This is a genomic window from Promicromonospora sp. NPDC057488, assembly GCF_042802395.1.
GTDB lineage: Bacteria > Actinomycetota > Actinomycetes > Actinomycetales > Cellulomonadaceae > Promicromonospora.
This window is the reverse complement of record NZ_JBHVEG010000017.1, coordinates 21,421-33,614: the sequence shown is the minus strand read 5'-3', so window position 1 is coordinate 33,614 and position 12,194 is coordinate 21,421. Positions and strand designations below refer to the sequence as shown.

The following is a 12,194-nucleotide window of genomic DNA, read 5'->3' as shown; positions in this document are numbered from 1 at the left end:
ACCGGTCAGGACCGGATGGGTGAGCGGGCCCAACTGTACCCAATGCATGACCCAGGTTCCAAAGCGAAACCGTGTGACTTCCCTGACCGGCGGAACGGCGCCGCCCAAGAGGTCAGCAGGTGAGCCCGTCCTTCGGTGCCTTGCCCTCCAGCAGGTAGGTCTCCACGGCGTTGCTGACGCAGGTGTTGGAGCGGCCGTAGGCCGTGTGCCCCTCGCCCTCGTAGGTCACCAGCACGCCCGTCGACAGCGTGTCCGCGAGTGCCTCGGCCCAGCGGTACGGGGTGGCCGGGTCGTTCGTGGTGCCGATGACGACGATCGGGGGCGCGCCCTTGGCGGCGGGGTCGAACTCCTGCTCGGCCGGCGGGTACGGCCAGTCGGTGCACTCGATGCCCGAGTAGCCGAACGACTCGCCGAGCGTGGGGGCGGCGGCCTCGATCTCGGCGGCGATGTCGCGCATCTTCGTCATGTCCTCCTCGGCGCGGGAGTCGGCGCAGTTGATCGCGCGGAACGCCTCCTCGCTGTTGGACTTGAAGGTGCCGTCGTCGTTGCGGTCGTTGTAGACGTCCGCCAGGTAGAGCAGGTCGTCACCGGTGCCCTCCCAGAAGACCTCCCGCAGGGCCTGGGTGAGGAACGACCAGGATGCCTCGTCGTACATCGTCACGGCCACGCCGTAGAACGCGAGCTTCTTGGTCACGTCCCGCCCCGACGACGTCGGGATCGGGTTGGGCTCGGCGTCCTCGACCATGTCCTGGATCCGCTTCAGGCCGGCGTCCACGTCGTCACCGAGCGGGCAGTCGCTGCCCGCCTGGCAGTCGGTCACGTAGGCCCGCAGCGCGCTCTCGAAGCCCTCAGCCTGCTGCAGCGCCACCTCGTCCGAGCTGAGCGTGGTGTCCAGCGCGCCGTCGAGCACGAGGCGGCCGGCCCGGTCCGGGAAGAGGCCGGCGTAGGTGGCCCCGAGCTGGGTGCCGTACGAGTAGCCGAGGTAGTTCAGCTCGTCGTCGCCGAGCGCGCCCCGGAGCATGTCCATGTCCCGCGCGGCGGACTGGGTGTCCACGTTCCCGAGCAGCGGGCCGGTGTTCTCGTCGCACGCCTTGCCCCAGGCGCGGACGGCGTCCTGCCGCGCAGCGAGGCCCTCCGGCGTGTACGGGTAGTCGGTGCTGAGGAACTCGTCCTTGCCGGCGTCGTCGTAGCACTTGACCGGCGTCGACTGCCCCACCCCGCGCGGGTCGAAGCCGACGATGTCGAACGACGAGCGCAGGGCCTGCCCGAACCGCGACGGGTCGGCCACGAAGTCCACCCCGGAGCCGCCCGGCCCGCCCGGGTTGACCAGCAGGGACCCGGTCTTCTGCCCGGTGGCGGGGATGCGCTTGAGCGCGATCTCGATGCTCCCCGCCCCCGGGTCGTGCCACGACAGCGGCGCGGCCGCCGTCGCGCACTGGAAGTCGTCGCCGCACTCGGTCCACTCCAGCGACTGACCGTAGTAGTCCTCGTAGCCCTTGGGCGCGCCCTCCGTCGCCGAGCCGTCCGACTTGCCCACGTCCTCCAGCGCGGTCTGCACCTTGGGAGGTGCTCCGCAGGCGGCGAGGAGCAGGGCAGTGGTGAGCAGCGTGGCGACGACGGCCGCAGGCTGACGACGGCGGGCGGGGCGAATCACCCGGCCAACCTACCGGTTGTGCTCGGTGGATTTCCTACCCGCTGGCGAACCGACACGCGACCCTCACGAGTCGAGCCAGGCGACCGGACCGGGCTCGCCGTCGGCGCTGCGCGGCTGGAGCTCGACCTTGCCCTTGTCATCGAGCTGGACCGGCACCGGCTGCCCGGTGTCGGACTCGGCCGGGACCTCGACCACCGTGGTCGTGGGCACGAAGTCCATGGTGCAGATGCCGTCCTCGGCGGGCACGAAGGTCACCGTGAGCACGCCGTCCGCCGCGGCCACGCCGCCGGACTTACCGCCCGAGCCGATGGTCGCCTGCGGTTCCGCGAACGTGGGGCACGAGCTGGACCCGTTGGTCACGACGTACAGCAGACCGGGCTCGGGCGACCACGCGACGCCCACGGTCGAGTCGGTGCTGCCCTCGAGCCCCGGCGGCAGGCCGCGGCCCGAGTTCCCGGCGGCGATCTCCATGTCGGCGGCCTCCGGCAGCTTGCCGTCCTCGGACGCGCTGGGGCTGGGACTGGGGCTCGTCGTGTCGCTCTCCTCCGGGGACGACGTCGACACCGACCCGCCCGTCTGGGATCCCGCGGTGTCGGCCTGCGCGCACCCCGCCAGCGCGAGGACCGCGATCACCCCGATGCCCAGCGCCGACGCGCCCGCGCGCGTGAGAGTCCGTGCCGCAGCACCCGACCGGTTCGTCCGCTCGATCCTCATGCCCAGTTCCTTCCGCTCGCCTCTGACACCACCAGGTGTGTGTCGCAGGAATGCGACGCCTCCACCCCTGTCATGTGGCGAGCGGCGTGGTTCTTGCACGACACCGCGACCAACATTGGCAAAGGGTCAGGTGATCGGCACCTCGAGCGGGTGAGAAGTCAGACGCGGGCGGTCGCGAACCGGAGCTTCTCGGGCGTAGCGTCCGCGGCCGTCTTGCGCAGGAAGGCCCGGCGGTGCACCGAGAAGGCGTTGCGGTCGTCGAAGAAGTCGCGCGCCATCTCGGCCAGCTCGATGGTCTGGTAGTACGACAGCGGCCGGTCGGTCGCCCGGCGCTCCGCACGCGCGGCGAGCATCCAGCCGAGCGTCGCGGGCTCCTCGTACCCCTGCGCCGCCGACTGCAGCCAGGTGGTGAACTCGCCCCACTCGCGCGGCCCGACGGCGCTGATCAGCCCGATGCGCGCCGCCTCGGCCACCGAGATCGGCAGCTTGCGCGACAGCAGCAGCGACGCCCGGTGGTCGCCCACGCGCGCCGGCATGCTCCAGGAGTGGAGCTCGGAGCCGAAGATGCCCATGTCGTAGTACGGGTTCAGGACGACGCCCTCGCGGGCCAGCGTCACGTCCGCGCACAGCCCGGCCATGACGCCGCCGGCGCCGGCGTTCGCGGTGAACGCGGCGACCGTGAGCTGCTCGGCGGTCGCGATGGCGAGGCAGAGCTCGTCGATGGCGCAGATGTTGTCCCAGGCCTCGGCGGCCGGGTCGGGCGAAGCGTCGACGGTGCCCAGGTGGATCCCGTTGGAGAACGCGTGCTCCGTGCCCTTGATGACCAGCACCCGGGTGTCCTCGGTGAGGGCCTTCTCCACGGCGCTCGTCATGCGGCGGCACTGCTCCGTGTACATCGCGCCGCTGTAGGAGCGGAACGTCAGGTAGCCGACGGCGCCGTCGCGCACGTAGGTGGTCTCCGCCATGGAGTCCGGCACGCGGCGGAATGGGGCGTTGCTCGCGTCGATGACCTGCGCGGCCGGGAGCTTGGTGCCGCGGCGTCCGCTCAGCTCGGCGGCGTAGCCCACCCAGAGCGTGCCGACGCCGCAGGCGATCGCCACCGCGTCGAGGTTGCGGCCCACCACGGTGCCGGGCTGGGCGCCGGTGTGCTCCGGCGACGCGACGGCGTCGAACACGCAGACCGAGCGGCCGTTCACGCCCGCGGGGGCGCCGGGGGCGCCGTCGGCCGCGGCGACGAGCCGCTCCAGCTCGGTGGCGGGGCGGCTCCAGTCGATCCGGAAGTCCTCGCGGCGCAGCAGCGGCAGCTCGCCGCTTACCGGCACGATCCGCAGGCAGGCCTCCGAGGGGATGGGCCGCTCGCCGTCGGCGACCTTGCGGACCACCTCGCCGATGCAGGCCATCGCGGCGTCCGCGACGCGGCTGTTGTACAGCGCGCTCTTGGAGATGGGCTGGTCCGGCATGTCGAACACGGCCGTGGCCCACACGGGGCCGGCGTCCAGCTCCTCGACGGCGGACAGGGCCGTCACGCCCCAGCGGTCCCGGCCGTCGCGGATCGCGTGGTCCAGCGACGAGGGCCCGCGGTCGCCCACCGGGCCCGGGTGCACGATGACGGTCGGCCAGCGGTCGTAGATCGTGTCCGGCACGCGGTGCTTGAGGAACGGGCAGAGGATCAGGTCCGGGTCCACCCGCTCGACGGCGCGGGTCATGGCGGCGCCCGACTCGAAGGTCGGGGCGAGCTCGACTCCGACGTCGTGCCCCTGCTCCCGCAGGGAGCACCAGACCCGCTGGGTAAGACCGTTGAAGGCAGAAACCAGCAGGAGGATCCTCATCGGACGGTGGACTCCTAAATCGCACGGAAGAGCTCTGGGGGCGCCCCGCAGCCTAACCAGGGACGGCATTCGGGACAATGTGCCACGGTGGTTCAGATTCACCCGCGCGAAATCTTCACACGTGGCGGATACCGCGGAGGAACTTCAGCCCTGCGGACGCAGCGCGATCGCCATCGCCTCAAGGGCCAGGAGCGGCGCCACGTTGCCGTCCAGGCGGGTGCGGGCCACCCCGATCGAGTCCATGCGCCGCACCGTCTGCTCGGGGGTCGAGTCGGCCGCGAGGGCACGCACCGTCTCGGCGAGCTCGGCGTTGACCAGGTCGACCTCCGCCCCGAGCTGCACCACGAGCACGTCCCGGTAGAGGGAGAGCAGGTCCACCATCGCACGGTCGAGCACGTCGCGCTGGTGCCGCGTGGCGCGCCGCTTCTGGTCGTCCTCCAGCTGCTTGAGCTGGGAGCGCAGGCGCGGGGGCAGCGTCTCGCCGTCGGCCACTCCCAGGGCGCGCAGCAGCTCGGCCTTCTCGGCCGCGTCGCGCTCCTGCGTGGCCGAGACGGCCTCCGCCTTGGCCACGTCCACGAGCTCGCCCGCGGCGAGGACGGCGTCGCCGACGCCGCGGATGCGGCGTGCGATGCTCAGCACGGCCGTGCGCCGCTCGCGCGCCCCGGCGTCCCGGGCCAGGCGCTTGGCCAGGCCGACGTGGCTCTGCGCCGCACGGGCCGCGCTGAGCGCGACCGCCGGGTCCGCGCCGTCGCGCCGCACCAGCAGGTCGGCGACCGCCTGCGGGGGCGGCACGCGCAGCACCACGCCGCGGCAGCGCGAGCGGATGGTGGGCAGCACGTCCTGGACCGACGGCGCGCACAGCACCCAGACGGTGTGCGGCGGCGGCTCCTCGATGGCCTTGAGCAGCACGTTCGTGGTGCGCTCGGCCATGCGGTCGGCGTCCTCGATGACGATCACGCGCCACCGGCCGCCCGAGGGCGAGCGGGACGCAGTCATGATCAGGTCGCGCACCTCGTCGATGGTGATGACGACCTTCTCCGTGGCCAGCAGCGTGACGTCGGGGTGGGTGCCCGCCATGGTGGTGGTGCACGACCGGCACACGCCGCACCCGCCCTGCGGGCACTGCAGAGCGGCGGCGAAGGCACGCGCGGCGACCGACCGGCCGGAGCCGGGCGGCCCGGTGACCAGCCACGCGTGCGTCATCGCGGCCGGGCTGGCCACGGCGGCCTGCAGCGTGGCGACGGCGGACTCCTGCCCGACGACGTCGTCCCACACCGTCACGAGCGGTCCTCGGAGTCGGGGACCGTGACGGCGGCCGCCTCGGTGACCACGGGCGTCAGGCCCAGCCGCGCGACGACGTCGACGCGGATCTGCGCCTGGATGTCGTCGACCGGGGCCGCGGCGTCGATGACCACGTAACGCTCCGGGTCGGCCGCCGCGCGCTGGAGGAACGTGTCGCGCACCCGCGTGTGGAACTCGAGGCCGGCCCGCTCCAGCCGGTCCAGCGCACCCTTGCCCTCGGCCGCGGCGCGGCGCGCGGCGGCCGCCTCGGGGTCGAGGTCGAGCAGGATCGTGATGTCCGTGCGCAGGCCCTTGGTGGCCCACAGCGAGAGGTGCTCCACCTCGCCGGGCGGCAGGTCGCGGCCGCCGGACTGGTAGGCGATCGAGGAGTCGACGTAACGGTCGGTGATCACCACGGCGCCGCGCTCCAGCGCGGGCCGGACCACGGTCTCGACGTGGTGGGCGCGGTCGGCGGCGTAGATGAGCGCCTCGGCGCGCGGGCCCATGTCCTGACCGTGCATGACGGCGGCCCGCAGCTCCTGGCCGAGCGTGGTCGCGCCCGGCTCGAACGTGAGCAGGACCTCGCGGCCCGTCAGGTCCGCCAGCCAGTCGCCGAGGAGGCGGGACTGGGTCGACTTGCCCACGCCCTCGCCGCCCTCGAAGGAGATGAAGTAGCCCGGTGCGTTCACGCCGCCACCCTAACCGGGCCCGCTGACATCGACCCGGGCGGCTTCCGCTGAGCGGCGCCCGCGCACCCGGCGCACGATGGGGAGATGGACGACAACGAGCAGAGCATCACGTCGATCACCGAGGACGAGTGCTGGGAGTTCCTCTCCATGCAGCCCATCGGGCGCCTCGGCACCGCCGTCGGGGGCGAGCCCGAGATCTTCCCGCTGAACTTCGCGGTCGCGGACCGGACCATCTACTTCCACACCATCCCGGGCACGAAGGTCGCCGAGGTGGCGATCAACGAGAAGGTCGCGTTCGAGGTCGACCAGTGGGGTCCGGAGATCGCGTACAGCGTCGTCGTGAAGGGCACCGCCGAGATCCTGGAGACCGACGCCGACATCGCGGCGGCCGAGTCGACCAACCTGATCAGCTACCTGGAGGAGACCCGGGACACGTGGGTGCGCATCACGCCCACCCACGTGACGGGCCGCCGCCTGCGGCGCTGACCCGCGCGGCTACTTCTTGGCCGCGGGCTTCTTGGCCGGAGCCTTCTTCGCGGGCGCCTTCTTGGCCGGCGCCTTCTTCGCCGGGGTGCGCTTCTTGGCCGGGCCCTGGGCGCGCTTCTCGGCGAGCAGCTCGATGGCCCGCTCGGCCGTGACCGACTCCGGGGTGAGGTCCCGCGGCAGGGTGCGGTTGGTCTCGCCGTCGGTCACGTACGGGCCGAACCGGCCGTCCTTGACCGTGATCGGCTTGCCGCTGTTCGGGTCGTCGCCGAGCTCGCGCAGCGGCGGCGTCGCGGTGCGCCCGCGGCCCCGCTTGGGCTGCTTGTAGATCTCCAGCGCCTCGTCCAGGGTGACCGTGAACATGGCCTCCTCGGACGGCAGGGTCCGCGAGTCCGTGCCCTTCTTGAGGTACGGGCCGTAGCGGCCGTTCTGCGCGGTGATCTCGTCGCCCGACTCCGGGTCCGTGCCCACGACGCGCGGCAGCGACATGAGCTGCAGGGCGTCCTCCAGGGTCACCGAGTCCAGGGCCTGCGTCTTGAGCAGCGACGCAGTCTTCGGCTTGGGCAGGGCGGCCAGCGCCCGCTTCTTCGCCGCGGCCGACAGGTCCGGGTCGAGGTCGGGCTCGGGCAGCTGCTCGGTGACGTACGGGCCGTAGCGGCCGTTCTTCGCCACGATCGGGTTGCCCGTCTCGGGGTGCTCGCCCAGCACGCGGCCGTCGTCGGCGCCGGCCGCGAGCAGCTCGCGCGCCTTGGCGACGGTCAGCTCGTCGGGCGCGACGTCGTCCGGCACCGAGGCGCGGGGCGGGGTCTTGCCCTCCTCGACCTCGGCCGCGAGGTCCTCCAGGTAGGGGCCGTAGCGGCCCACGCGCACCCGGATGCCCTCGCCGATGTCCACGGAGTTGATCGCCGCGGCGTCGATCTCGCCGAGGTTCTCGACGAGGGCGCGCAGCCCGCCGCCCTCGCTGTCCACGCCGAGCTCGTCGGACGTGCCGATGTTGCCCGGCACCTCCCCGAAGTAGAACTCGCGCAGCCAGGCCACCCGCTCGCGGGAGCCGGCCGCGATCTGGTCGAGGTCCTCCTCCATCGTTGCGGTGAAGTCGTAGTCGACGAGCCGGTCGAAGTGCTCCTCCAGCAGCCGGATCACCGCGAACGCGAGCCACGTCGGCACGAGGGCCTGGCCGCGCGTGATCACGTAGCCGCGGTCCTGGATGGTCGAGATGGTCGCGGCGTACGTGGACGGGCGGCCGATGCCGCGCTCCTCCAGCGCCTTGACCAGCGAGGCCTCCGTGTACCGGGCGGGCGGCGTGGTCGAGTGGCCGTCCGCGGCGAGGTCGGTGCCGGTCAGCGCGTCGCCCTCGGCCATCGTCGGCAGGCGCGTCTCCTTGGCCGCCGCGGCGGTGTCGGGCGCGTCGGTCTCGGCGTCCGCGCCCTCCTCGTAGGCCGCGAGGAAGCCGCGGAACGAGATCACCGTGCCGGACGCCGAGAACACCGCCTCGTTGCCGTCCTGCGCGCCGCCGACGATGGTCGCGCCGAGGCGGACGGACGCCGTCGAGCCCTTCGCGTCCGCCATCTGCGAGGCCACCGTGCGCTTCCAGATCAGCTCGTACAGCCGGAACTGGTCGCCGCTCAGCTCGCCGGCGACCTGCGCCGGGGTGCGGAACGAGTCGCCCGCGGGGCGGATCGCCTCGTGCGCCTCCTGGGCGCCCTTGGCCTTGCTGGCGTAGAGCCGCGGCGCGCCCGGCACGTACTCCGCGCCGTACAGCTCAGCGGCCTGCCGCCGCGCCGCGTCCGTCGCCTCCTTGGAGAGCGACGGGCTGTCGGTACGCATGTAGGTGATGTAGCCGTTCTCGTACAGACCCTGCGCGGTGCGCATCGCCTGCCGCGACGACATCCGCAGCTTGCGGCCCGCCTCCTGCTGCATCGTCGAGGTGGTGAACGGCGCGGCCGGACGGCGCGTGTACGGCTTGGTCTCCAGGCTCTTGACCGCGAAGTCGGCGGCCTCCAGCCCGGCGACGACGGCGCGGGCCGCCGCCTCGTCGAGCTGCACGACACCGGTGCGGACCTTGAGCCGGCCCCGGTCGTCGAAGTCCCGGCCGGACGCGACCTTCTGGCCCGCGAGCTGGGTGAGCCGCGCGCGGAAGGACGGCTGGCCGGAGCCGGCGCCGTCGTCCGCGACCGCGAAGGTGCCCGCGACGTCCCAGTAGTCGGCCGAGACGAACGCCATGCGCTCGCGCTCCCGCTCGACCACCAGGCGCGTGGCCACCGACTGCACGCGGCCGGCGGACAGGCCCTGCCGCACCTTGCGCCACAGGACCGGCGAGACCTCGTACCCGTACAGGCGGTCGAGGATGCGCCGCGTCTCCTGGGCGTCCACCAGGTCCTGGTCCAGCTCGCGCGTGTTCTCCAGCGCGCGGAGGATCGCGTCGCGGGTGATCTCGTGGAACACCATGCGCTTGACGGGGACCTTGGGCTTGAGCTCCTGGATCAGGTGCCAGGCGATGGCCTCGCCCTCGCGGTCCTCATCGGTCGCGAGGAAGAGCTCGTCGGCATCCTTGAGGGCCTTCTTGAGCTCGGAGACCTTCTTCTTCTTGTCCGCGTGGACCACGTAGTAGGGGTCGAACCCGTTGTCGACGTCGACGGAGAACTTGCCGTACGGGCCCTTCTTCATCTCCGCGGGCAGGTCCTTGGGCTGCGGGAGGTCGCGAATGTGCCCCACGCTGGCTTCGACCTCGTAGCCGTCACCGAGATAGCTCTGGATCTTGCGAGCCTTCGTGGGCGACTCGACGATCACGAGCTTGCGTGCCTGGGACATCCGGTCCTGCCTGCTTCCTGCTGGGTCTGGGGACGTGCGCCGGGTGGCGTTGGAGAGTTCACGGTACGCCAGGCGCGACGGATCGCACCCTATCCGGGCTCACAGTGGGCCGCCCGGCAGTTTCACATGACCGTGGTGATTTTCACTCGTGGCGTCAAGGACACGGCGTCGATGACACAGGGAGCCACACATCTGCGCCACGGTCTCTCCAACGGACTCCTCTACCGTGGGGCCATGACCGACCGCACCCTCCCGCCACCCGCGCTGTCGCAGCCCGCAGAGGGCCACGCCATCGGCAGCGTCAGCAGCCCGATGCCCGGTCGGACGCCTGGTCACCGGCCCCGGGTTGGTCCGCGCGTGGCGGCCGCCGTCGTCGCCGTCCTGGGCATGTGGGGCGTGTGGGCCACCTGGGACACCTTCGTCGCCTCCGGCCGCGGCCAGCACGCCGACCAGCTCGCGCTCGAGGGCGCGGCCACCGGGCAGGGCGTGCTGTGGGAGCTGGCCGAGCCGGTGCTCGGTGTGGTGTCCAACTCATTCGTCGGCCTGGGCCTCGCGGTCGCCGTCGTGCTCGCGCTGGCCCGCGGGCGCTGGTGGCTCGCGGCGCAGGTCGTGATCCTGGTGGCCGGCGCGAACCTCACCACGCAGGTGCTCAAGCACCTGGTGCTCGACCGGCCCGCGCTGCTCGACACCGCGCGCGCCGACATCAACACCCTGCCCAGCGGGCACACGACCGTCGCCGCCTCGATCGCCGCCGGGCTGCTCATCGCGGTGCCGCGGCGCTGGCGCCCGGTCGTCGCGCTGGCGGGCGCGGCCTACACGGCGGCGACCGGCGTCTCCACGCTGATCGGGCAGTGGCACCGGCCGTCCGACGTCGTCGCCGCGATCCTGGTGGTGCTCGCCTGGGGCGCCGGCGTCTGCGTGCTGAGCTCCCGGTCGTCCCTGGACGAGCCCCGCTCCGGCGCGGAGCCCGGGTCGTCGGGCGCGGCGGGCCTGCTGCTGCTCGGCGCCCTGGTCAGCGGGGCGCTCGGCGTCGGCGCGCTGGGCAGCGTGCGTGGCTACGGCTGGGCCCTGCCGATCGGCGGCGACCTGACGGCCTACATGGGCGGGGCGCTCGGCGTGGTGGCCGTGACCCTGGGCTCGTTCGCCCTGCTCCTCCTGGTCCGGCAGTCCACGGCGCGCCCCTGAGACCCCACGAGCGTGTCAGACGCTCAGATCACGGGAGTGACCTGAGCGTCTGACACGTCATCCGAAGGGGGTCACGGGGTCGAGTAGCCGCCCGTGTACGAGCCCGAGCCCGAGTACGACTCCACGACCCAGCGGTAGGTGCCCGCCGTGCCGTTGTAGCTCACGCTCTCGTCGGGCTGCGACGTGATGCCCTGGGCCACGGTGACCCAGCTGCTGCCGCTCACCTTCTGCAGGAACAGGTCGAAGTCGGCACCGGTCGGGCCGTCGAGGCAGCCCGTGATGGTGCCGGACGACGCCGAGAAACCGCTGCTGCTCGGCTTGTACGTGTAGGCGCCGCTGCTCAGCGAACCGCTGAACGCCGTCTCCTGGCTCGCGCAGCCGGTCGGGGGCGTGGTGCCGCCGCCACCGGTGATCAGGGTGACGCCCGCGGCGCTGAGCGCCTCGTTCACCGGCTGGAAATACGTGGTGCCGCCGGAGGAGCAGTTGCCCGAGCCGCCCGAGGTCATGCCCTGGGCCTGGGTGCCGGCCAGCAGCGAGCCGCCGGAGTCGCCCGGCTCGGCGCAGACGTTGGTACGGATCAGGCCCGACACGGTGCCCTCGGCGTAGGTGACCGAGGCGTTCAGCGCCTGGATGGTGCCGCAGTGCCAGCCGGTCGTGGAGCCCGAGCGGCAGACGGTGGCGCCCACGGCGGCCGCCGTCGAGCCCGCGACGTTCACGGTGCCGCCGCTGTAGTTGTTGACCGCGCCCACGGGGGTGTCGTCCGTGCCGACGTTCACGTAGGCGTAGTCGTTGCCCGGGAACGAGGAGGTGCGGAAGGTGCCGCTGGGGCTGGTGGTGGCGTTGCCGACGTTGCCGCAGTGGCCGGCGGTGACGAACCCGCCGGTGGCCGAGAAGCCGACCGAGCAGCGCGAGCCGCCGATGTAGTAGGCGTTGCCGCCGATCACGTTGATGAAGGTGCGGGGCATCTCCTTCACCTCGACGAGGGAGACGGAGCCGGCCGCGATGCCGGCCCGCTCGACGGCGGCGGCGACGGCGGCCTTGGCGCCCTTGGCGACCTCCAGCACCACCGCGTTGGACTCGACGTCCACGTACGCACCGGCGACCTTGGCCTCGGGAGCCGCCCGGTACGCCTTCGTGGCCAGACGGTCGAGCTGCGCCAGGGACTTGTCGACGGTGACCGCCGTGGCGCCTGCGGCCCGGACCTCGGCCGCCCTGGCCTTGTCGGTGACCGCGACGAACAGCTCGGTGCCGCTCACCCAGGCACCCGCGTAGCCCTTGTCGAGGGACTTGGCGATGGCGTGCTGCTTGTCGGACAGGGCCTCGTCGGTCTTGAGACGGGCCACGGCCTGGGAGGTGGTCAGGCCGAGGTCGCGCTCCATGGCGTCGACCATGCCCGGGGCGTAGCTGGACACCTCGGGCTTGTCGGCTCCGGCAGCAGCGGTTGCGGTCGCAGCGGTGATGCTGCCGGCGAGAAGCGTCGCCGCGGCTGTGGCCACGGTGATCGCCTTGAAGGATGTGCGTCTCATGTCCAGCGACTCCTTGTCGTCG

The 12,194-nt window shown here is 72.5% G+C and carries 9 protein-coding genes; 2 read left to right on the top strand and 7 right to left on the bottom strand.

Translation table 11 applies throughout. The annotated features are described in order from the left end of the window. Positions 1-112 precede the first annotated feature (112 nt). The 5 genes from ACFU5G_RS05660 to tmk form a co-directional block, all read right to left on the bottom strand. A complete protein-coding gene (locus ACFU5G_RS05660) occupies positions 113-1,654 on the bottom strand; it encodes an alpha/beta hydrolase (protein WP_377241653.1) in 1,542 nt (513 codons plus the stop codon). 63 nt (positions 1,655-1,717) lie between these two features. Continuing rightward, positions 1,718-2,368 carry a hypothetical protein gene (locus tag ACFU5G_RS05655; RefSeq protein WP_377241651.1) on the bottom strand — a complete coding sequence of 217 codons (651 nt, stop codon included), beginning with the start codon at positions 2,366-2,368 and terminating at the stop codon, positions 1,718-1,720. 158 nt (positions 2,369-2,526) lie between these two features. Beyond that, positions 2,527-4,197: an enoyl-CoA hydratase-related protein gene (locus ACFU5G_RS05650; protein WP_377241649.1), complete on the bottom strand. Its 1,671-nt coding sequence runs from the start codon at positions 4,195-4,197 to the stop codon at positions 2,527-2,529. A 144-nt stretch (positions 4,198-4,341) separates the two neighbouring features. After that, entirely contained in the window at positions 4,342-5,478 is a 1,137-nt protein-coding gene (locus tag ACFU5G_RS05645) for a DNA polymerase III subunit delta' (protein WP_377241646.1), read from the bottom strand. Next, positions 5,475-6,167 carry a dTMP kinase gene (gene tmk / locus ACFU5G_RS05640; protein ID WP_377241644.1) on the bottom strand — a complete coding sequence of 231 codons (693 nt, stop codon included), beginning with the start codon at positions 6,165-6,167 and terminating at the stop codon, positions 5,475-5,477. Before tmk ends, ACFU5G_RS05645 begins: the two co-directional genes overlap by 4 nt. An 84-nt stretch (positions 6,168-6,251) precedes the next feature. Here tmk and ACFU5G_RS05635 point away from each other — a divergent pair, with 84 nt between their 5' ends. Further along, positions 6,252-6,653: a pyridoxamine 5'-phosphate oxidase family protein gene (locus ACFU5G_RS05635; RefSeq protein ID WP_020015844.1), complete on the top strand. Its 402-nt coding sequence runs from the start codon at positions 6,252-6,254 to the stop codon at positions 6,651-6,653. A gap of 9 nt (positions 6,654-6,662) precedes the next feature. On the opposite strand, the gene topA is transcribed toward ACFU5G_RS05635, so the two are convergent. Continuing rightward, a complete protein-coding gene (gene topA / locus ACFU5G_RS05630; RefSeq protein ID WP_377241642.1) occupies positions 6,663-9,461 on the bottom strand; it encodes a type I DNA topoisomerase in 2,799 nt (932 codons plus the stop codon). Between the two features lie 234 nt (positions 9,462-9,695). Between topA and ACFU5G_RS05625 the strand changes: the two genes are divergently transcribed. Next, positions 9,696-10,646, top strand: a complete 951-nt coding sequence (locus ACFU5G_RS05625) for a phosphatase PAP2 family protein (RefSeq protein ID WP_377241640.1) — start codon at positions 9,696-9,698, stop codon at positions 10,644-10,646. Between the two features lie 71 nt (positions 10,647-10,717). Here ACFU5G_RS05625 and ACFU5G_RS05620 read toward each other — a convergent pair whose 3' ends face one another. Further along, on the bottom strand, positions 10,718-12,172 hold the full coding sequence (locus ACFU5G_RS05620) for a S1 family peptidase (protein WP_377241638.1): 1,455 nt from the start codon (positions 12,170-12,172) through the stop codon (positions 10,718-10,720). Positions 12,173-12,194: the final 22 nt, after the last annotated feature.